This is a genomic window from Paenibacillus sp. FSL H7-0326, assembly GCF_001955535.1.
Lineage (GTDB): Bacteria > Bacillota > Bacilli > Paenibacillales > Paenibacillaceae > Paenibacillus > Paenibacillus shunpengii.
Map to the genome: position 1 here is coordinate 363,396 of NZ_MPVN01000005.1, position 21,646 is coordinate 385,041.

General features: G+C 48.5%; 25 protein-coding genes. 13 read left to right on the forward strand and 12 right to left on the reverse strand.

What is annotated here, in order from left to right; all coding sequences use genetic code 11:
- Window positions 1-17: 17 nt before the first annotated feature.
- From BK126_RS23095 to BK126_RS23140, 10 genes are all read right to left on the reverse strand, one after another.
- Entirely contained in the window at window positions 18-1,274 is a 1,257-nt protein-coding gene (locus BK126_RS23095) for a DUF445 domain-containing protein (RefSeq protein ID WP_083656149.1), read from the reverse strand.
- A gap of 245 nt (window positions 1,275-1,519) precedes the next feature.
- A complete protein-coding gene (locus BK126_RS23100) occupies window positions 1,520-1,984 on the reverse strand; it encodes a cupin domain-containing protein (RefSeq protein ID WP_076314882.1) in 465 nt (154 codons plus the stop codon).
- A gap of 112 nt (window positions 1,985-2,096) precedes the next feature.
- The gene (locus BK126_RS23105; protein WP_076314883.1) at window positions 2,097-2,699 is read right to left on the reverse strand and encodes an ABC transporter ATP-binding protein; all 603 of its coding nucleotides are present in this window, start codon (window positions 2,697-2,699) and stop codon (window positions 2,097-2,099) included.
- Complete coding sequence (locus tag BK126_RS23110) at window positions 2,689-3,684, reverse strand: ATP-binding cassette domain-containing protein (RefSeq protein WP_076314884.1); 996 nt, start codon at window positions 3,682-3,684, stop codon at window positions 2,689-2,691. Before BK126_RS23110 ends, BK126_RS23105 begins: the two co-directional genes overlap by 11 nt.
- Before the next feature lie 20 nt (window positions 3,685-3,704).
- Entirely contained in the window at window positions 3,705-4,568 is an 864-nt protein-coding gene (locus BK126_RS23115; protein WP_076314885.1) for an ABC transporter permease, read from the reverse strand.
- A complete protein-coding gene (locus BK126_RS23120) occupies window positions 4,569-5,543 on the reverse strand; it encodes an ABC transporter permease (RefSeq protein ID WP_076314959.1) in 975 nt (324 codons plus the stop codon).
- 38 nt (window positions 5,544-5,581) lie between these two features.
- A complete protein-coding gene (locus BK126_RS23125; protein ID WP_076314886.1) occupies window positions 5,582-7,207 on the reverse strand; it encodes an ABC transporter substrate-binding protein in 1,626 nt (541 codons plus the stop codon).
- A gap of 257 nt (window positions 7,208-7,464) precedes the next feature.
- Window positions 7,465-7,680: a hypothetical protein gene (locus BK126_RS23130; RefSeq protein ID WP_076314887.1), complete on the reverse strand. Its 216-nt coding sequence runs from the start codon at window positions 7,678-7,680 to the stop codon at window positions 7,465-7,467.
- Window positions 7,681-7,794: 114 nt separating this feature from the next.
- Window positions 7,795-8,235 (reverse strand): nickel-responsive transcriptional regulator NikR, encoded by a 441-nt coding sequence (gene nikR / locus BK126_RS23135; protein WP_076314888.1) that lies wholly within the window; start codon window positions 8,233-8,235, stop codon window positions 7,795-7,797.
- Window positions 8,236-8,337: 102 nt separating this feature from the next.
- Window positions 8,338-9,939, reverse strand: a complete 1,602-nt coding sequence (locus BK126_RS23140; RefSeq protein ID WP_305954053.1) for a glycoside hydrolase family 28 protein — start codon at window positions 9,937-9,939, stop codon at window positions 8,338-8,340.
- Between the two features lie 354 nt (window positions 9,940-10,293).
- Here BK126_RS23140 and BK126_RS23145 point away from each other — a divergent pair, with 354 nt between their 5' ends.
- From BK126_RS23145 to BK126_RS29535, 7 genes are all read left to right on the forward strand, one after another.
- The gene (locus BK126_RS23145) at window positions 10,294-11,022 is read left to right on the forward strand and encodes an amino acid ABC transporter ATP-binding protein (protein WP_083656122.1); all 729 of its coding nucleotides are present in this window, start codon (window positions 10,294-10,296) and stop codon (window positions 11,020-11,022) included.
- Between the two features lie 34 nt (window positions 11,023-11,056).
- Entirely contained in the window at window positions 11,057-11,926 is an 870-nt protein-coding gene (locus BK126_RS23150) for a glutamate ABC transporter substrate-binding protein (RefSeq protein WP_076314891.1), read from the forward strand.
- A gap of 73 nt (window positions 11,927-11,999) precedes the next feature.
- On the forward strand, window positions 12,000-12,725 hold the full coding sequence (locus BK126_RS23155; protein ID WP_076314892.1) for an amino acid ABC transporter permease: 726 nt from the start codon (window positions 12,000-12,002) through the stop codon (window positions 12,723-12,725).
- A gap of 30 nt (window positions 12,726-12,755) precedes the next feature.
- Entirely contained in the window at window positions 12,756-13,409 is a 654-nt protein-coding gene (locus BK126_RS23160) for an amino acid ABC transporter permease (RefSeq protein ID WP_076314893.1), read from the forward strand.
- Between the two features lie 139 nt (window positions 13,410-13,548).
- Window positions 13,549-13,932, forward strand: a complete 384-nt coding sequence (locus BK126_RS23165; protein WP_076314894.1) for a hypothetical protein — start codon at window positions 13,549-13,551, stop codon at window positions 13,930-13,932.
- 168 nt (window positions 13,933-14,100) lie between these two features.
- Window positions 14,101-14,394, forward strand: a complete 294-nt coding sequence (locus BK126_RS23170; protein ID WP_083656124.1) for a hypothetical protein — start codon at window positions 14,101-14,103, stop codon at window positions 14,392-14,394.
- Between the two features lie 164 nt (window positions 14,395-14,558).
- Window positions 14,559-14,714: a hypothetical protein gene (locus BK126_RS29535; RefSeq protein ID WP_177178771.1), complete on the forward strand. Its 156-nt coding sequence runs from the start codon at window positions 14,559-14,561 to the stop codon at window positions 14,712-14,714.
- A 110-nt stretch (window positions 14,715-14,824) separates the two neighbouring features.
- Here BK126_RS29535 and BK126_RS23175 read toward each other — a convergent pair whose 3' ends face one another.
- Entirely contained in the window at window positions 14,825-15,571 is a 747-nt protein-coding gene (locus BK126_RS23175; RefSeq protein WP_179085590.1) for a Crp/Fnr family transcriptional regulator, read from the reverse strand.
- A gap of 252 nt (window positions 15,572-15,823) precedes the next feature.
- Between BK126_RS23175 and BK126_RS23180 the strand changes: the two genes are divergently transcribed.
- From BK126_RS23180 to BK126_RS23190, 3 genes are all read left to right on the forward strand, one after another.
- A complete protein-coding gene (locus BK126_RS23180; protein ID WP_076314895.1) occupies window positions 15,824-16,276 on the forward strand; it encodes a GAF domain-containing protein in 453 nt (150 codons plus the stop codon).
- Window positions 16,277-16,394: 118 nt separating this feature from the next.
- Window positions 16,395-17,048, forward strand: a complete 654-nt coding sequence (locus tag BK126_RS23185) for a response regulator (protein ID WP_076314896.1) — start codon at window positions 16,395-16,397, stop codon at window positions 17,046-17,048.
- Window positions 17,041-18,153, forward strand: a complete 1,113-nt coding sequence (locus tag BK126_RS23190; RefSeq protein WP_076314897.1) for a PAS domain-containing sensor histidine kinase — start codon at window positions 17,041-17,043, stop codon at window positions 18,151-18,153. The genes BK126_RS23185 and BK126_RS23190 overlap by 8 nt, the downstream gene beginning before the upstream one ends.
- Before the next feature lie 193 nt (window positions 18,154-18,346).
- On the opposite strand, the gene BK126_RS23195 is transcribed toward BK126_RS23190, so the two are convergent.
- The gene (locus BK126_RS23195) at window positions 18,347-19,579 is read right to left on the reverse strand and encodes an MFS transporter (protein WP_177178780.1); all 1,233 of its coding nucleotides are present in this window, start codon (window positions 19,577-19,579) and stop codon (window positions 18,347-18,349) included.
- A gap of 358 nt (window positions 19,580-19,937) precedes the next feature.
- Between BK126_RS23195 and chrS the strand changes: the two genes are divergently transcribed.
- From chrS to chrA, 3 genes are read left to right on the forward strand one after another with little or no spacing between them, the layout of a single operon-like run.
- Window positions 19,938-20,438 carry a chromate efflux transcriptional regulator ChrS gene (chrS, locus tag BK126_RS23200; protein WP_047912473.1) on the forward strand — a complete coding sequence of 167 codons (501 nt, stop codon included), beginning with the start codon at window positions 19,938-19,940 and terminating at the stop codon, window positions 20,436-20,438.
- 15 nt (window positions 20,439-20,453) lie between these two features.
- Window positions 20,454-21,041 carry a chromate efflux transporter ChrB gene (chrB, locus tag BK126_RS23205; RefSeq protein WP_076314899.1) on the forward strand — a complete coding sequence of 196 codons (588 nt, stop codon included), beginning with the start codon at window positions 20,454-20,456 and terminating at the stop codon, window positions 21,039-21,041.
- A gap of 3 nt (window positions 21,042-21,044) precedes the next feature.
- Window positions 21,045-21,596: a chromate efflux transporter ChrA gene (chrA, locus tag BK126_RS23210; protein WP_047912475.1), complete on the forward strand. Its 552-nt coding sequence runs from the start codon at window positions 21,045-21,047 to the stop codon at window positions 21,594-21,596.
- Window positions 21,597-21,646: the final 50 nt, after the last annotated feature.

The following is a 21,646-nucleotide window of genomic DNA, read 5'->3' on the forward strand; positions in this document are numbered from 1 at the left end:
TATGGCGACAAAATCGATTAGGCCAGTGCCAGCTGCAATGCGGTCAGAACAATCCCGATCATAAAACCGGTCACCGCACCGTTAATCCGAATCCACTGCAGATCCTCACCGAGCTTATCCTCCATCATCGCAATAAGGGTTTTGTTATCCATTTTATCGATATTTTCACGTACGAGCTGGCCGATCTTGGAATGATTACGCTCCAGCAAGGTTGTGACACTGACTACAATCTTCTGGTTGATACGTTCCAGAAGCTCAGCATCCTCTTTCACCTCTGCAACGAGGGATGAAATGACCGGAATGAGCTGTTTCTCTACGTAACTTCCATCCTCCATATAACCCAGCATTTGTTCACGGAATTCCACCAGCTTCTTAAGCACAGCTGATTCTGCATCCCAGTTCTGAAGCATGGAATCCCTCCACTCTTCAAGACCGTTTGTCACTTTCTTGCTGTGCGCTAAACGCTGCACTTGTCCGCGAATGGCATTTAGTACACTTTGTCTGCGAGGGTGACCCTCATATTTCAGGTCCTGTACCTGATCATACAAGAAACGCTGAAGAATCCCTCCAAGCCGTTCTTCATTCAAATATCCCATGACTGCATTCAGAGCAAACTGCATCAGACCGTTAACCTGCAGGGAGTTCATCGCTCTCATCCCAATTTCGCCGAGTGTATACTGGGTATCCGGTTTAACGAGCCACTCCTCTGCCTGATCAAGCCCATAGTCCAGAGCCATTCGGTCATATCCCTTACTCGTAATGTACTGCTCTGCCTTTGACAGCAGCGGCTCTATCTCTACACGTCCAACCTGGCGCTTAATCTCCTCAGCAACAAGTGGAGCGATCTTCTCCAGAGGTAATGACGAAATGACGCGTTTGGCAAGCTTATCAATCGCCTCATGTGTTGTTGTCGTATGCAGCTCCTTCTCTGCCATCTCCAGGATCATTTGTGATACCGGCATTTCGGCAATCTTAGCTGCAATGCTGTCTTTGTTCAGCAGATTGTTCTCTACTGCAGATACAAGGGCCTCCGTAATTTTCTTACGGTTCTTCGGGAGCAGCGCAGTATGCGGAATTTTGAGACCCAGCGGATGGCGAAAGAGTGCCGTTACTGCAAACCAGTCAGCAAGCCCGCCAACGAGTCCGGCTTCAAAGGAACCGACAAGCATTTTACCAACCGTACTATCTTGAAACGGCAGCGACGCCGCGAACCCAGCACCCATAATAACAAGCGACCATGCTGCGGCTTTTTTCGTCTGTTTAACCATTTGAATTAACTCCTTCAACGACTTAATCTATGTACAATACATGTGTATATCATGCGAATGGATAGCGCTATGTATAATATTCATCTTATCACCACAATTGTATTATTCCAAACTCTGGATATACAAAAAAATAACGGGCCGACCTATGGTCGCCCCGTGTATGTGCTGAGTCTTTGCACGAATCTATTCCGCCCTATGGAGCCGGATATATCTCCAATCCGCTAAGGCTCAGCTTTAAACCTACGAGCTTGCTACTCTTTACGTTGGATCAGCCGGAAATCATCATAGTGGAATCCGGGTGCAACCACACAGGATACAAGCACCGGTTCATCTCCGAGCGGCCGTGCCATCTGCCATTGTCCGCCTGGCGCCAGCGCCTGCGGATGCTGTCCTGCTACAACGTCCGGACCAAGGATAAAGGATTCGGTCTGAGTGGGATCCCCTTCACCGCTGCCGCCGATGATAAGCTCGAGTGGACTGCCAGAGTGCCACATCCACAGCTCATCGGAATGAACGACGTGCCAATCCGAGAATTCACCCGGGTGCAGCAAGAAATAAATCGAAGTAGCCGCTGGGCGCGGCCCGGAGTATACGCCTGGCAGTACAGATTGAGGAATTTGGTATGCCGCCTTCCAGATCTCCTTGTACCAGCCACCTTCTGGATGCGGCTCCATGGAGAGCGCAGCAACCAGCGGCGATAGATTACGTTCTGTCATATTCGTTAACCCTGCCTTTTATCCAATAATTTCTAACAGCTTCGTTAATACTATAGAGTGTATCATACTAGAAAATCTGACTGCTCTCAAACAAATAGAATCACAGGCTGCTTCATTTCCATTCAATGATTCGGCTGCACAGCTGAGACAGCAGGCTTCCCTCATGGCTAATGACCAGTATACCCAGCTCGCGTTCTACAGCCATTTTCTTAACGGCATTCCAGATCTGAGCCTGAGTTACGGCATCCAGCATTGTGGTCATTTCATCAGCAAGGAGAAATTTGGTGCCTGCTCCAAGTGCACGGGCTACACAAAAGCGCTGCAGCTCGCCGCCTGACAGCTCACCCGGTCTTCGTGCAAGCCAGGACTCTTCAATTCCTAGCGAATGCAGCAGCTCTGCATCATGCTGACCCGCTTCCTGCAGCACTTTATGCATGCGCCATCTCGGATTAATTGCGGATTCTGGATGCTGTAAGACCAACTGAACCGGAGCATAGCCTTTATATAAAGACAGCGGTGTGCCATCCAGAAGCACTACTCCCTCATCCGGCTCCAAATAGCCCGCCAGCAATCGAGCCAGTGTTGATTTTCCCGCACCACTCGGGCCGCGAAGTCCCACCATCTCTCCAGATGAAATAGACAGATGAACATCCCTCATACACCAATCCTGACGACGATCGTATCGAAATCCAAGGTTCTTCACCTCAAGTTGCATGAATGCATCTCACCTCTCCGCCCCGCAGCTCTCGGAGCAGCGGAAGCTCTTCTGTACATTCCCATGTGGCCATTGGACATCGGTGGGCATACTTACACCCACTTGAATGAAGATCTCTGTCTAGCGTCAGCTGAGGTCCTGGGGGCATCTTAAAGCCATTATGCGGCAATGCGTTCCAGAGCGCCTTCGAATACGGATGTCTCAGCAGCTCCCCGCTGCCTGTAAAATCCTCCGGACGCGCGGTTTCTACATTGGTTCCTGCGTAAAAAACAACGAGCTCATCTGCGATTTGAAGCGCGGATTCAATATCATGGGTTATCCATAGAATGCCTGCCCCTTGGTCGGCAATGGAGCGAAAATGTCTCAGCGTCTCAGACAGTGCCTCCACATGAATGCCGGGCGTCGGCTCATCTGCAATAATCAGCTCCGGTTCGCCTGCCGTTGCAATGGATAACAGCACTCGCCTCGCCATACCGCCGGACAGCTCAAATGGATATCGCTCTTTCACATCGGTGGCCAAGCCATATTTGCGGAGAATCACACCCAGCCTCTCCTGCATAAGCTTCTTTCTCGCATGTATTCGGGAGGTGTTAGCGCCTTTCATCTTGATGGGGTCATTACGTTCATTACTTCCTTCAAGGCTGTAGCTTACCTGGGCGCCTACCTTCATCAGAGGGTCGAGGTATTGTACAGACTGAGGTACCAGCGCAAGACGGCGGCCTCGAAGCTCTGTTTTAGCGGCGTTATTCATTGGCGCACCCTTAAAATAAAGTGTTCCCCGAGTAATCGCATTGGACGGGAGAATGCCCAGAATCGCATGGGCCAGCAGACTTTTTCCCGACCCGCTCGCCCCGATCACTGCTGTAATTCGGCCTGCTTGGGCGGTCATACTCAGTCCATGGATGACCTCGGTCTCCTCGACCCGGAATAATCCCTTGCCGCGCGCAAATGAGACCGATAAGTTGTCTATTTTGAGCAAAGTCATATTAACCCCAGCCCCTCTCTCTATCGTTCAAGTCTGATCGGTTCACTATAGCTTCTAATTCCGTGACCCAGAGTATCAAAAGCAAGCACCGTAAGAACGAGTGCCAGTCCGGGGAAGAAGGCGAGCCACCACATTCCTGCCGATAAATATCGCATCGATTCTGACAAGATAATGCCGATGGCAGGCTGCTGGGGTGATAAACCAAGACCTAGAAAGGTAATGGCTGCCTCATGCAATATCGCATGGGGGAACACGAGCAGCAGACCGACCAGCAGCTGCGGGATCAGATGCGGAAGCATATGATGCAGGGCAATATAGCCCTGTGACTTCCCCATTCTCCGAGATACCTGTATATAATCGGCTGATTTCAGCTGAAGCATGTCAGCACGGATCACTCGGGCCAGCTGCGGCCAGTGTGTGCATGCGATAGCGATAATGACTCCTTTGGCGCCGCCGCCGAAGACGAAGGCAAGCAAGATGAGCGATACCAAATGCGGAACGCTCATAAACAAATCAATAAACCAAGACACGGCCTGATCCATTCTTCTGTCCGCAGCTGCAAGCAGGCCGACCAGCAAGGCGATAAGGCTGGAGCAGGCTGCTGCCGTGAGCCCAACTTGTATGCTGTAAGCAAGTCCTTTCAAGGTGCGGTCCAACATATCACGCCCAAGCCAGTCCGTCCCGAACAAATGCCCGGCACCCGGTGCCAGGTTACGTTCCGATAGCGACGTATGGGCTGCCTGCTCTGGCAGGAATGAGCCCAAGAGCAGGACCGCAGCCAGGAATCCGGCACTTATTAGGATTCGAATCACATTTTTGCCTCGGGTATTCAGTGTTCGCCTGACTTCGGCAGGTGCAGAAGATCGTCGTTCCAGCTGCTGCATTTACACCGCCTCCTTTGTATCAAACCGTGGATCAATCCAGCGGTATAACAGGTCGGCAATGAAATTGCCGGTGAAGACAAACAGCGTGCTGCACAGAACAAGACCCAGCAGGAGAGGTACGTCGCCGCGAAGCCCTGCTTCAACCGTGGCTTGTCCCAGTCCGGGGTAAGAGAATACCTGTTCCGCCAATATGGCTCCGCCAAACAATTCACTAAAGGACGCAAATTGAAGCGTTACTGCAGGCAGCATAATATTACGCAGGCCGTGTCGCCGGAATAGCGTGAACCCCTGCTCTCCTCTTGCACGCGCATAGAGCACGTAATCTGAATCCAGCACGTCGATCAGCTTCTGACGTGTGTGAAGCGCAATATTTGCTACTCCCGCTACACTTAGTGTCAGAGCAGGGAGAATCATATGCCGCACCCGTTCTATAATGGTCACCTCACTGCTGAGCACCCCCGCAGGTACACCGAGACCAATGGGAAACCAGCCAAGCCAGACACCAAATACCATTAGCGCTAGCAGGGCAAGCCAGAAGGCGGGTGTGGAAGCGAGCACGTAGCAGTACCCTTTTACCACATGATCCAGCCAGCTTCCCTTATTCATTGCGGCTAACGAGCCGAGTGCAAACCCGAGGACACCCGAGATCGTCCAAGCAGCTCCCATCAGTGCAAGAGAAGCCATAAATCGGTCCTGGATCAAATCCAGAACCGGCTCCCGATAGATCATGGAAGTACCAAAATCTCCTTGCAAAAGGGATGACAACCACTTACTGTACCTGACCAGCGGCTCATCGTTTAATCCCCAGCGCTCTCTGATCTGCTCCAGCTGCTCAGGACTTACCTTCATGGCATCCGCACCTACATAGGCCATCACGGGATCAACCGGTGAGTACTCAATCAGCATAAAGGCAATGAAACTGACCGCGGCCAGGAGTGAAGCCAGCCGGAGCAATTTGTTCAATAGATATAACATCCAACTGCTAAATGGTCCTCGCTGCTGTCTGTCTTGCATTATTCCGATCCTTCCCAGAACCACTCTTCGATGTTAGAGGTAATTGGCCATCCGTGACCGTGCGGATGAATCTGCTGCTCGCCGATATTAAGCCCTTCACGCACCAGATAAATATGATCCACGTTAACGAGCCATGCCCATGGCGCGTCACCTTGGAAGCTAAAGCCTGTCGTTCCATCCCATAATGCCTTCTGCCAATACCCCCACGCTTCCTCTTCGTCGGTTGCCTTCATTGCCTTGTCCATCCAAGCATCGACTGTAGGATTGCTGTATTGTCCAGCATTGTAATATCCCACCCCGTTATTGGTACTGGAGTATAGATTGTAGGTTTCCAGCGGATCATGACTTCCCCACCCGAACAGCACCGGATTTGCGTACATCAGCTTCTGTACTTCTTCCCGGCTCTTCCCTTCGACCTCAATCTGAATACCCGCCGCCTTCACCATATCGGCTACAGTCAGGGCAATCGACTGTCTAGTCATGTCTCCGGCAAAATAATACAGCTTAAAGCTCGCTTCAAGCGTACCTTTCTCTACAATTCCATCCTTATCTGTATCATGCCATCCTGCTGCTTCCAGAATCCGCCTCGCTTCTGCCGGATCCCCGTCCGCAAACTGTGCTTCCTCACTGCCCCACGGCAGATCATCCGCTACAGAGTATGCCGGACGACCATACCCCTCCAGCACACCTTCCACCAGCGCCTCTCGGTCAATCGCCACATTCACAGCCTTCCGGATCGCCGCATCAGCGGTTACATCATTGCCGGTCATTATCCCTTCTGAGGTTGTCCCTCCTGCCGGATTGTACGGAAATACAATTCCACGATTGTCTACGGTTTTCACCGCTTCAAGCTTCATGCCCGGAACCTCTTGTCTAGTAAAAGCGGCCGGAATCGCTGCAACATCCACCGTACCAGCCTGCGCCGCAGCATAGGCCGCGTCTTCCTCCAGGAACAAGAAGGTCAAGCGATTGAAATACGGCTGTTCCCCGTAGTACTCCGGATTCCGCTCTACGATGACCTGCTGGCCCTTGTCCCACTGCACCAGCTTATACGGGCCCGAACCGATGGGCTGCTCCGCGTAGCTCTCATCATAAGCATGCTCAGGCACAATGCCGAGTGTAGTCAGAAGAGATATAAACGTTGACTGCGCTTCTTTTAAAGTGAACACTACCGTCGTATCATCCGCCGCCTCTACTTTCTCCATGTTGGTTAGATCAATGATGGACGCGCTCTTCGCGGCTGTCTCGAAGGTAAAGGCTACATCCTCTGCTGTCAGTGCCTCACCGTCCGAGAACCGAACATCCTCTCTCAGCTTGATCGTCCAGGTCTTGCCATCCTCGCTTACTGTATAGTCGGTTGCCAGATCATTCACCACATTAAGATCAGCATCCCTTTTAAGTAATGTACTTTGAAAGAGAGGAGAACCATATTGGCCCCACCCTGTTGTCGGGTCATATCCTGCCTCCGTCTCTGTACCGATGGCCAGAATCAGCTCGTCCCTCACTTCAGGGGCTGTATCCTGGCTTTGTGTGACTATATTCTCTTCCCCCTGGGTACAGCCTGCAAGAATGATTGAGAATGATGTTGCCATAACTAACATGGATTTCAATAAGCGAAGCTTCATTGGACCGTTCTCCCCCGTTTTTTGCATATATTTAGATATCGTGCTACAAATTTCACTAATTGTAGCACGATATTCGAACAGTCATCAACCATATTTTGGGATAAAACCACTGGTGGCGTAATGAAAGTTGACATAAGTCAATCATGCGAGAAAAAATCAACTTGGAGAGAAATCATAAACCGAATAAAAAAGAGGATCCACATTCGCCATTAGGCAAATTGAAGATCCTCTACTGATATATAGACTGCAGCTATACCTTAAGAAGCACAGTTCTCACATTCAAAATAACGATTGGATGCGTCCATCGTTTTGAGCAGTTTACCCACGATGACATCCTCCAGGTCTGTAAATTCAAGATCAGCGATCCGCTCACGGACAGCTTCTTTTGCCTTCTCTTCAGACTCCTCTACCCAGCTGAATTCACCGCGGAAGCCAGTGGATTGTAGTTCATATTCGAATAGATAGCGGTTCATCTAATATTCCCTCCCATTTCTATATCGCAGCTTAAAAATACCAATATAATACAACAGATAGTGGCAACCTCTATTGTATACCCCTATATATAGTCTGTAAAGAGGGATAGCTGCTTAAATATGTGAATGGGCTTTCTCAGCATCATTAAACGTCACAGACAGCTCAGCATAGTGTACACCCTTCTGAACCTGGATCTGTTGATGCAATGAGCGAAGGCTGCTGACAGATCCGCGAACAGCAATGACTTCAAGACACTGATGATGATTTAGATGAACGTGCATATTTGAAATAATGTCTTGGTGATAATGATGCTGCAATTCCATAAGCTTACTCGGCAGCTCACTGGCATGATGGTCATAGACCATCACAATCACGCCGGCAACCTGCTCGTCCGAATGCAGCCTTGAAGGCTCGAGCATCGTTCTTCTAGCCAGATCACGAATGGCTTCCGAACGATTCTTATAGCCCTGTTCCAGTATATATTTGTCAAACTGCTCGATCAGCGGCGTTGGGAACGCTACACCGAATCGAGTCAGCTCTTCCTTATCATTCATAATGGACCCTCCTGTCCTTCAGTTAAGCATCATATGAACAGAAGTTTAACACAGGAGCTGGTTTTGAAATATAGAAATGAATCCTGACCGCTGACGGCCGCTTTATCTTCTCCGGATCAGCGAGCCGCTTCGTACGCCTGGGCCTGCTGATATTTGGCATTCTTCCTGCCCGCTTGAGACTCCGTAGACAATGCCGGTACTATCTGACCCTGTCACCATGAGCAGCCTTCCATCAGCTCCTAGTCCATCGATCTCAGACAGCTCTACACCACGGCATTGATGCAGGCTGACAAGAGAGCCCTGATCCACCTTTGCTGTAATATGTGTCAGCTCCAGATGCTTGGCCTGAGAACATACAAAGCCGTTTACCGCGTGTACGTGGTAATTGTTCACACTTATATCTTCCACAGGCATTTCAGCGAGACCACTTACGTACATTGCAGTTTGGGCTCCGCTGCATACCACCTCACGAATGGAAATGTTACGAAAAATCGGCGTCCCCTCGCCCACGGCATAGATCTTCTCATCTCCTCGGCCCGAACCTTCCTTTCCCTCATAGAAGAGCGAGAAGGAAATGGCCTCCTTTGTGATATCAAGCATCCGGATCCGCTCAATGATAATATCCTCTACGATCCCGCCGCGGCCTCTCGCGCTCTTAAAGCGCAGACCGATATCGGTTCCCATAAACATGCAATCGGAGACTCGAACATGCCGAACGCCTCCGGACATTTCGCTGCCGATGACAAAGCCGCCATGCCCATGATAGACCGTAGAGTGGCGAATGGTCACATATTCAGTAGGGATGCCAAGCTCGCGCCCCTCTGCGTCTTTGCCTGATTTAAGACAGATGGCATCGTCTCCGACATCGAAGGAGCAGTACTCAACGAGCGCATGCCTTACTGAATCCAGATCGAGCCCGTCCCCGTTCTGTGCATACCAAGGATTCCTAACGTTTACTTGGCGAATCGTGACATGCTCACAGGCCCATGGGTGCAGGTTCCAGGCCGGGGAATTCTGAAAGGTAACTCCTTCCAAGAGCACTCGCTTACAGCGGCGCAGACTGAGCAGATTAGGACGCAGATATTCATGAGCTGGCTCATAAGCTGCCTTATCCCGCACACCGGACGTATGCAGTGCTTCTGTGAAGGACGCCCCGTTCATTGCCCGTTCGGACGGCCACCATATGGAATTACCCCCTCCACGCTCATTAACGGCACCACCGGAGGCGACGAGTGCTTCCCAGGCTGAAGCGGTGAGCTTGTTCTGCTTCACGGGTCTCCATGCGTCACCGCTTCCATCGAATATACCTTCCCCGGTTATAGCCACATCTGTGAGATTCTCTCCGTCCAGCGGAGATCTTGAGCGTATCGCCTGACGTCCTTCATAGCTTGATAGAATAAGCGGATAATCAGTATATTCTCTGCTAAACCGAACCAGTGCCCCCCGCTCTAAATGCAGCTCTGTTCGGCTCTGAAGCAGGATTGGCCCTGTCAGCCATATACCGGCAGGGATAATGACTCTGCCCCCGCCCGCCTGAGCACAGGCCGTCAATGCTGAATTAATATGATCCGTATTATCGTATAGACCATTGCCTATAGCACCAAAATCCACAATTTGAAATTCTCGCTGCGGAATATCCGGCAGTTCGACATGATACAGAGCAGCTTCGGTCCCATCGATCTCATGCACGTTCAGTTCCTTCACAGGCATCAAATCTCCTTTGCTTTTATATTAATGAAGTGCAGGATTCCATCGCTCTCCCGTGATATATTCGCAGCTTCTCTACCATATTCCTTGCAAAAAAGATCATATTTTTGAAAATATTGCTTATTTATGTTTTAAGACCCATTTTATATATAAATCACGAATATATATTTCATTATTTCTAACAAGTAACTCACACCTATACAACAAAAGTACTAGATCAATTGCTACTTATGTAATGTTTCATGACAAATAGATTGCTCTACTCTTTGGTCTTATTGTATCATTATATTCATATTTCCTTTATATTCCTTAGATGGATGAGTAGAAATAGAAAAGGGCGGTGATCTCCCATTGATTGAGTTTAAAAATGTTAACAAACATTACGGCAGCTTCCACGTACTCAAGAATATCGACCTCCAGATTAAGGAAGGGGAAGTCGTCGTGATCATCGGTCCATCCGGTTCAGGCAAGAGTACCCTGCTGCGCTGCATCAATCGTCTGGAGACGATATCTGGTGGAGAGCTGCATGTCAGCGGTGTTCCTCTGCATCAGCGCAAGATCGACATCAATAAATTCCGCAAAGACATCAGCATGGTATTTCAGCATTTTAATCTATACCCCCACAAGAAGGTTATTGAGAATATTACACTGGCTCCCATCAAGGTGAAGAAGGAGTCCAAGGCCGCTGCAGCTGAGACCGCGATGAAATATTTATCCCGTGTCGGTATTGCAGAGAAGGCGGACAGTTATCCCAGCCAGCTCTCCGGCGGACAGCAGCAGCGTGTAGCCATCGCGAGAGGACTCGCCATGGATCCCAAAATCATGCTGTTTGACGAACCCACCTCCGCACTCGATCCCGAGATGATCGGCGAAGTTCTCGATGTCATGCGAACATTGGCGAACTCGGGGATGACGATGGTGATCGTCACACATGAGATGGGCTTCGCCCGCGAAGTAGCCGACCGGGTTATTTTTATGGACGAGGGACAGATCGTGGAGGATGCTGCCGCAGAACAATTCTTCTCTAACCCTAGAGAAGAACGCGCACGCCAATTTCTCAGCCGTTTAATCCATCATTAATTCATAAATGATAAAAAAAGGGGTGTTTTTATTTATGAAAACGAAGAAGAGATTTAAAGGCTCCAAGCTCTCGCTCTTATTCATGCTTATGTTTGTTATCGTTCTTGCCGGCTGCGGCAATGATGAAGCATCACCAGCCTCAAACTCAGGAACCTCTGGCGGCCAGGAAGCATCGGAGAATATCGATACTATCGCAGCGATCAAGGAACGCGGCAAGGTCATTGCAGGTGTTAAATACGACACCCGGCTGTTTGGATTGAAGGATCCTATATCCGGCAATGTCGAAGGCTTCGATATCGATATGGCCAAGGCGCTCGCCAAGAAGATACTCGGCGATGAGACAAAAGTAGAGCTGAAGGAGGTCACCTCCAAGACCCGGACACCGCTTCTTCAGAACGGCGAGATCGACATCATCATCGCGACGATGACCATTACCGAGGATCGCAAGAAGGAAGTGGATTTCAGTGATGTTTATTTCAATGCAGGTCAGTCACTGCTTGTAGCCAAGGGCAGCCCGATCACAGGAATCGAAAGCCTGAATGCGGATACGACAGTACTTGCAGTTAAAGGTTCAACCTCTGTTACAAATATCAAGGAGAAAGCGCCGGATGCCAAAGTACTCGAGTTCGAAAACTACCAGGAAGCCTTCACTGCGCTGAAAGCGGGCAAAGGCGATACGCTGACCACAGACAACTCCATTCTCCTAGGTATGATGCAGGATGATCCGAACTACGAGATGGTTGGAGACATCTTCACTGACGAGCCTTACGGCATGGCCATTCGCAAAGGCGATCAGCAAATGGTCGATACCGTCAACGAAATGCTTCAGGAGATGAAAGACAGCGGAGAATATGATGAGCTCTATGAAAAATGGCTGGGAACAAGTCCGCCAAGCGCGGAGTAACCCGTATAAACATCCTTTCGTAAGGGCGGCTCGGCCGCCCTTCTTTATTTGCAACTAAGAAGGAGGGAATCCGATGCCAGAAATTGATATAAGTGTGCTATGGCGATACTGGGATGATTTCTCGGCAGGCTTTCTGAATACGCTGAAGATCAGTCTCATGGCGCTTATCGGCAGCTTTCTGATCGGTGCCGTTATCGCTGTATTTCGAATTGCACCCATCAAACCGCTCAACTGGTTTGGTGCGGCCTATGTTGAATTCATACGTAATATTCCACTGCTTGTGACGATTTTCTTTTTCTATTACGGGCTCTCATCTGTAGGACTCAATCTGGATGGCTTTGTATCCGGGACACTCGGTCTGACCATCTACACCTCTGCCTTTGTGGCCGAATCCATTCGTGCAGGGATTCAATCCGTACCCAAGGGGCAGCTGGAGGCTGCACGCTCTTCAGGTCTCAGCTACATCCAGACGATGGTGCATGTCGTTATGCCTCAGGCTGTTCGGATCGTGCTTCCCGCCATGGGGAACCAGTCCATCAATCTGGTGAAGAATTCTTCCATACTGGCTGTCGTTGCAGGACTTGATCTGATGTATTTTGCAGACAGTGTCAATTCAGCTACCTTCCAGACGCTATCGGTCTATACCGTTGTTGCTATTCTCTATCTCGTGATCACACTTCCGTTAAACTTCCTTGTCCATTACTTGGAGAAACGCTTGAATCAGCGCGAGATCCGGAATACAACCCACAAACCGCGTTCACGCAAGCTGTCAAGAGGACTGGACAGGCCGCTTAACTAGCTTCTTCAGACGTGAAAGGAGGAGGACAAAATGGATTTTGCAGGCGCTTATACCTGGCCCTATATACGATTTCTTCTTGAAGGCTTCATGCTGACATTGCAGGTCGCCGGTGTCGCCATCCTGCTCAGCTTTGTCGTTGGCATCATCCTAGGCACCATTCGATATACGAAGTTTCCCGTTATTTCGCAGATCGTTGCCGTGGTCGTGGATACGATCCGCAACCTCCCGCTCTTTCTCATCATTCTGGTGTCATACCTGATCCTTCCTCAGTTCGGCATCAACATGTCCGTATTCTGGGCTGCTGTATTCGGACTGACGATATTTGAAGGCTGTATGATCGCCGAGATACTCCGCGGCGGACTTAATTCCATTGATAAAGGGCAGATTGAGGCAGCGCGTTCCTCGGGTCTCAGTTATTTTCAGACACTGCGTCTGATTACGCTCCCGCAGGCTCTGCGCCGAATGGTGCCTCCCCTGCTCAGCCAGACCATATCTTTGCTGAAGGATACTTCACTTGCTGTTGCCATCTCCTTGCCGGAGCTGATGAATCATGTACGTATTGTCGGAGGCCAGAATCCAGATTTCTACCTTCCGATGATTGTTTTTGCCGCAATGCTTTACTTTATCGTCAATTATTCACTATCACTCTTTGCCCGGAGACTGGAGACCCGCGTCGACGCTTAATCGTCTTATGGGTACAGGCTGGATAAGTGAAACTGCACCCCGATTGTTAGATACTCACTAACAGTTGGAGGTGCAGTTTTTATATGATTAAATAGACTTTGAACTGTATCCACTTGTTAGCATAGGAGGATCAATCATTTTGAAGAAAAAGAAATGGATCTTATCGTTTATTTCCTTGTTTATTATCATTTACATTGCATTCGGCTTTTGGATAGCGAGTGATACCAAACTAGTTTTAGAAAAATCTCTTGAATCTGATGATGATTATACCGAATACATGAGCCAATCATTTTTTGATAACACCAATTTAACAGCAAGAGGCGATACTTCAAGCCGTTTTACATATCATCCTGAAAATCATAAAATAGGCACTGTTTTTCCACTACATTTCTTCTTCATTTCAAAAGTATTTGTAACGCATGAATACGATCAGCCTGACTTCGGATTTCGTGAGACACTCACAATAAATCTAAAGCTTATGAACGGGCATTGGTATGCTTCAAACATTAAATTTAATCCGTAGCGGCTCAGGCAACCCCATACCCTTCTTCAAGTCAAACAAAGCGCAGATCATCCTTTTTTCTCATTTCCACACAGAACCTGAATATCCTATTCATAAGGATTGCCAGGTTCTTTTGTATGCATCGTCTTGAAGATGTCGATACTTGCAATAAAAGGAGGCTGCCTTGACGTGAACACCTTGTTTATTGCCCTGTTTATTATTCTACCCTTCATTCTGAGTGCCCTTTCTCTGCTCTTCAAGCCGATACAGAGAGTGCTGCACTTCATTGCCTTGTTCTGTTTCTATGCTGCAGGGGTGTGCCTGCTGATCTCTGTTTATCACACGAATATGAGCGGCATGACCTTCACGACGCAGATTCATCACATCCTGCTCGACCCGCTGTTCGTCATTCCTGCGGCTTATCTTGGAATCTACATTCCATTCCTCATCATTACGTACCTTCTGATCCCCAAAAAGAAATGACCATTGGCACGGATTATTAAAAATAATTCAACAAAATACAGATTAACAATTGCAATTTGATGAGAAAACATGCATAATAAAATCATTGATAATGATTATCATTATTGTAGGTTGTCTTCGTGACAAACTGCAAATTTCTTATATAAAGGGGACTCTAAGACAGAATGAAAGCATCGGTAACCAAAACAACACTTCAGCTTGATGATTATCTGGACCTGCTTAATCTGGCGGTGTCCATTGGCGACGAGAAATGGCAGAAGGAAATTATTCGCAAATTGTCTTATACTTACCCTGCAAAAGCCGCTACCCATATGAAGTAACTCATACTTAACGCACATATAGAATCGAGAGCCTGCTGTCGATTCTTATCCAATTCAAAGACACCCATTCCAGAGCGGCGGGTGTCTATTTCATTTATCCAACGATTATTTTATAGTCTGCAAATTTTCGAAGAACACACATGATTCGAAGGGCAGCCGCAAATTTCATGCAGCTCCTTCAGCTCACGAATGAGTATTTTCCCTTGGGTCACTTCAATGATCCCTTGATCCTTCCATCCGCTCAACGTCTTCGTCACATTCTCACGTGTCGCACCAATCATCTCAGCAAGATCGGCATGGTTCAGCTTTTTCATAATTAGAATTCCTTCTGGCGTCGCTTTACCATAACTGTTGCTCGCTCTCACCAGCATCGATGCCAGCGCTCCCGCCTTGCCGTTCATTAGCAAATCGCGCAGCTTAAGCTGCGTAATCCGCTGCATCGTTCCCATCCACCGAATGAACTCCAGCGCTATATTTCCGTTCTCACTAAGGAGCTTCTCCAGATCATTCATCATGATGACCCCGACCACGCCGCTCTCAACCACTTCCGCCCCTTGCCCGTAGACTTCACCGTCTACACCGCCGAACTCCCCTAGCAGATCGCCGGCATGCATGAAGGACAATATGATCTGCTTCCCGCCCTCGCTCATCTTGGTCATCTTGATCCGACCAGATTTGACATAATAAATCGCTTCTACATCGTCACCTTCGTAATACATTATTTCTCCGGCTGTGATTGTCTTGGGCTGCATGATGCTTAGAAGGGCTTCTTTAACCAACGCCTCTCCTTGAATGTCCGTTCCGCCAATACCACTCACCGTCGCCACACGTCTCCTTTGATTAAGTACGATTGTCATCTCCATCCGCCTCCACTCGCTCTTTGATTCTATTGTACCGTGTGCGGGACCGGGCTGTGATCAGGGAAACACCTGATTTTTGAAGTGAATTCCCCCTAAATTCATCCATTATTTCTCTAAGTGAAGTTTTTCACTGCCGCCGTATACATTTACGGTAATGATTAATGTATGAATCCACTTCGTTCATCATTAGAATAGTCAAGTTAATTCGTATAGATGTGAAAAAAACAAAAAAAAAGGATGTGATGACCCATGCACCGCTTAACCCTATTGGACGAAGAGGCTTTAAACCGTTTGCATCAAAATTTAACCTCCGACTTTACTGCGATCGTGCTTCTCACAGAGCCTGGGGGCAAGCTTAGGGTCATTTCAAGCATAGGCCGCCGCAGCGAACGCACGAGCAAGCTGGCCTTCCGCCCAAGCCAAGGAATAGCCCAGCATGTATTTAAGTATGGGCGTAAATATATAATTGATGGATCTAGTCTGGACCTGTCCGGGCTCCGCCAGACCTGCCCCCTCCTGCTCGCTGAGCGGCTGAAGAGCATCATCGCCGTACCGATCCTGCATTACAAACTACCTGTCGGTCTGATCATTACCGGCCATCGTTCTAACTACACTTTTACCGACACCGATATTAAACGAGCACAGAATGAAGCCAATGTTATTTCTCAATCTGTAAACGCGTTTTATCCTGTATCTCCCTAATCATTCACACACCTCTGTATATAAGAGCATGTTGATATGGATTCGTCTGTGCAGCGTTTTCCTGTGTGTAGTAGAATGGTAGTTAGATGACACTGTCAGGAAAACGGAGGAGAGTCTATTGATTAGGATCGTGATTGTAGATGACCACGTCGTCGTTCGTTCCGGACTCAGCGCACTGCTGAACGGCAAACATGATATCGAAGTGATCGGCGATGCTGCAGACGGTGATGAAGCCATTACCAAGACAGAGGAGCTGAGGCCTGATGTCGTGCTCATGGACTTCAGCATGCCTCCAGGTAAGGATGGTCTCACCGCAACAACAGAGCTGAAGAAGAAAATGCCCGATGTCCACGTCCTTATTCTTACCATGCATGATGATGAAGAATATTTGTTTCGCGCCATTCAGGCAGGCGCATCCGGATATATTTTGAAGAGTGCACCGTATGAGGAGCTGATCACCGCTATTCGTTCTGTTGCGGAAGGCAGCGCATATCTATATCCCAGTGCAACGAAGAAGCTGATGCAGGAATACTCTGAAATGTTACGCCGGGGAGATACAGACGGACCGTTCGAATCTCTATCTGAGCGGGAAAAAGAAATTATGGCCTGGATTGCCAAGGGCTACTCCAATAAAGAAATTGCCGAGCATCTCGTCATCAGCGTGAAGACGGTCGAATCTCACAAGAGCAACCTAATGGATAAGCTTGGCTTGAAGAGCCGGCCAGAGCTGGTCAAGCTCGCCATGAAGAAGGGACTGCTCTCTTATGACTGATCAGCAGCAGAGCTTTACCACCCCGTTTGGCAGCTATTCAGTTGATACATTACTGACCGAAGTGGATCGGCATATCGAGGAACTCACTGTCAAAACAGAGCTGAAAAGCGCGCTTCGCGAGCTCAGTGACCTGAAGCTCGCGCTCGACGAGTCTTCAATCGTTGCCCTGACCGACCAGAGGGGAACGATTCTGTATGTCAACGATAAATTTTGCGAAGTGTCCAAATTTTCCAGAGGAGAGCTGATCGGTCAGGACCACCGGATTATCAACTCAAAATATCACAGCAAGGAATTTATGAAGGACATGTGGCGGACCATCGGTCAAGGTAAAGTATGGCATGGCGAGCTACGGAACATTGCGAAGGATGGCAGCATTTACTGGGTGAACACAACGATTGTCCCGATCTTGAATGAACAAGGAAGACCCAAGCATTACCTCGCTGTGCGAAATGAGGTTACCAAGCTCAAGGAGGTTGAAGCCGAGCTGCAATCTATGATGAGCAAAGTGATCAGCATCCAGGAGGAAGAACGCAAACGCTTCTCACGAGAGCTTCATGACGGTCTCGGGCAGAGCCTCTACTCCCTCGTCATCCAGATTGATCAGCTTGCTTCGAGTCAGAGCGAAGGGCCGAATGACCTCGGGCCTCTGCGGGATCAAGTCACTTCCATTATTGAAGAGGTTCGAGGACTTGCCTGGCAGCTTCGCCCCTCTGTGCTCGATGATCTCGGTGTCGTTCCTGCCATCCGTTCTTATATTGAGAATTATCGTAATTACTACGGGATCGAAGTTACCTTCGAATGCAGTCTGCACCGTCGTCTGCCCCATCATCAGGAAATCGCTGTCTATCGGATCATTCAGGAGGCGCTCACCAATACGGCGAAGCATGCCGATGCATCCGAAGCCAGTGTCAGTATTAATGACAGCGCTCATGGGCTGACGATTGTCATTGCTGATCAGGGCGAGGGCTTCAATCGAGAAATCCCTGGAGCCGGCGTCGGTATGTTCAGTATGGAGGAGCGCGCACGAAGCGCGGGCGGAACCCTATCGATTGAAACGAGTATTGGCGAAGGCACGAGGATTACGTTGTCCTTCCCGAATAAATAGAACAAATGAAAGACATGCTGCTCGCAGCATGTCTTTCTGCATCCACATACATCCTTGTATCCTTATACAACCTTGCATCCTCATACATCCTTATGTCCTTATATGTGTTAAGACCTCCTTCTCTTCTGTTCTCACCTTCCCTCTCTCTGTCAGCTTGTTATCTGATTTAATTGGTTAGGAGCCATACACTCACTTATTTGGTTGCCGCAATTTGAGGAGCAGCTACCTTATTCTTCACGCCTGCGTCCCCTTTGACGAACAAGAACAGCACCCCTCCGATGAGCAGAAGAACGCCGGATAGATAGAATCCTACCTCAATGTTCCCTGTAACGTCTGACAAGTAGCCTGTAATATACGGCGCAAAGATCGAGGAGAGCATGCCTGCAAAGTTAAAGAAGCTGTAAGCTTTAGAATACATATGAGACTTCGTGTTATCTGCTACAAAAGAGATCAGAATCGGATCCAAAGCCAGCTTGCCTACGAAACCATAGATGATTAGTCCAACAATCATGAGCGAATAATTTTCAACATAAGGAATGACAAATTGGCATATTGCACCGAAGAATACGAGGATAAGAATAAGCGGCTTCTTGTTCTTCGCCCGATCGGACAAATAACCGAACAAGATCGCTCCCGGAATCGAGGCCCACGGAACCAGCGAGGCAATGATACCTGTCTCGGAGCCCTCAAGACCACGTGACTCCTGCAGATAGAATGGCAGCCAGGTCATCATTCCGAAGAAGCCGTAGAGTGAGCAGAAGATGAGAACATACGTTAGAATGTGATTTCTAGTGAAAAGATCGCGGATATTCCCCTTCTCTGCCGGTGCTGCGGTTTCCGATTGAACCACTTCTTTGCTGCGGTCGTCTTTGACGAATACAGCAATCGCAATGGCCACGAGAATCGTCAGCACTCCGAATAGATAAAAAGTGAACTGCCAGCTCATGCCGAGCTCGAAGGTAAAATAACTGGAGGCGATAAAGCCAAGGGAGATGCCGAGTGCCATGCCGCTGTTAATCAGTGCCGAGGATACGCCCCGATACTTCTTGGGGATCGCATTAGCTGATATACCGTACTGGGGACCGTAATAGGTTCCTTCTCCAAGTCCGGTAATTGCGCGTATAACGAGGAATACAATAAAGCCGGGAGCAAATCCACTGAGAATGGTACCAATTCCAAACAGGATGTAGCCGGCTACAAGCACCTTCACTCTACCGAAGCGGTCTGCCAAATAGCCCGAAGGAATCTGCATTGCAGCATAAGTAATAAAAAACACCGTCGACATTAGACCCAGCTCTGTGTTATTTAATCCCCAATCCTCCCCAATGACACCCATGACCGGAGATAAAATATTGCGATCTGCGTACATAAAAGTCCAGCCTAATGCAAACAAAATGATAAGTACCACAGGATTACTTGTCTTCAAGGATTTCATCACAAATCACTCCCTAATATAGTATGTAAATTTTAATGACACAAAAATATATAAATGGGCTAATTTTCGAGCTAAAACCTCCTTATCATTAAAAAAATGCAAACAATAATAATGAAGTCGAGATACAAGTGTCACTTAAACTAACATGTTGAAAGAATATCATGACCTTTTCATAGTAGTCAACAACGTTTTGAAAGCAACAGGAATATAAAATGAACATTTCGAATAAAAATTATTGACTTATCTTTCGAAAAGTTTTTAAATAGGCAATGTGAGTTACATAAAGATGGTTTTGGAATGAAATAATGTGCTTTCAGCTTACATCATGTAAGAAAGGTGGTTTTTTGAAGTGAGTGAGGAATTTTATGTAAAAAAGAACTCAACAGAGATTCCGCATATGCACAGTCTCGATGAGATAGATCGCAAAATATTAATTGCACTGCATCAGAACAGCCGGATTTCCTATACGGATCTAGGGCAGCAGATCGGACTATCGCGCGTAGCCGTCCAAGCTCGAATTAACGCACTCGCTGAGAAGGAGATTATTGAACGCTTTACAGTTGTCATTAATCCGGTCAAGGTGGGGTTGTCCGTGTCCGCCTTCTTTAATGTGGACATTGAGCCCATGTATTTAGATGAAGTAGCTGAGCGGCTCGATCAAGAGCCTGCTGTAACAAGCTTGTACCATATGACAGGTCCGAGCACGCTGCACATGCATGGTATTTTTGCGGATATGGAAGAGATGGAGCAATTTCTGCTTGAGAAATTATACAAAATGCCCGGGATCGTCAAAGTCGAATCCCAGCTGCTGCTCAAACGCTACAAGAGCCGCATGGGCATGCGCTTATAGGAGGGAACACCTACGATGGACTTACAGCCTTACAAGGAACTTGCGATTGGGATGGCCAGAACAGGCGTGCTTGGCTATGGAGGCGGCCCGTCCGTTATTCCGCTCATTCGCTATGAAGCAGTGACCAGATACAAGTGGATGGAAGATGAAGAATTCGGGGAAACACTCGCGCTCGCGAATGCACTTCCCGGTCCAATTGCCACCAAGATGGCAGCGTATCTTGGATACAAGAAGAAGGGCGTGCTTGGCGCTATTATCTCTGTACTCGCTCATATTTTACCTTCAAGCATCGCGATTGTCGCTCTACTCGGTGTCATGTATACCCTGAAAGACTCTAAATACATAGCAGGCATGATTGCCGCCGTACGTCCTGTAATTGTCGTCATGCTTGGAATTATGGCTTACGAATTTGCGACGAAGGCCTGGAAAGGGCTGGGCAAGGGGTTCGCGATATTGTTCGGCGTGCTCGCGTTTGTCCTGCTTCAGCTGCTTCAGGTTCACCCGGGTATTGTCGTCATCCTCTTCCTCGGCTATGGCATGCTCCATTTGAATCTGGTGCAGAAATATAAGCGGAATAAACAGAACGATAAAGGAGTGTCTTAAGCGATGGAACGTTTGCAAACATGGTGGGAACTATTCTGGGGCTTCTTTGTCGCGAATGTGCTCGGTTACGGCGGAGGACCTGCCTCCATTCCGCTCATGCAGGAAGAGATCGTTAATCACTATAACTGGATGACGAATGAACAATTCGGTGACGTCCTTGCGATCGGGAATGCCCTGCCGGGTCCAATAGCGACGAAAATAGCAGCATTTGTCGGCTATCAAGTCGCCAGCTGGCCGGGATTCATTATTGCGACCTTCGCTACCGTCGTCCCTTCAGCGGCAGCCCTGATCCTTCTGCTCAGTCTCCTGAATAAATACCGTACCTCGAATGTCGTGAAAGGCATGACACTGCTCGTACAGCCTGTAATTGCTGTATTGATGATCCTGCTTACATGGGAGATGGGTGTCGTCTCTGTCGAGGTAATCAACTTGTGGCAGACGCTCGCTATAGCTGCGATCGCGCTATGGGTACTGACCAAGACCAAGATTCACCCTGCGCTTGTCATTCTGGCGTCTTTTGCATATGGTGCACTGGTCATATCTCATACGATATAATGTAAGGTATAAAAAAGAGGCGCTCCGGTCTCCTGCTCCCTATGGGGCAG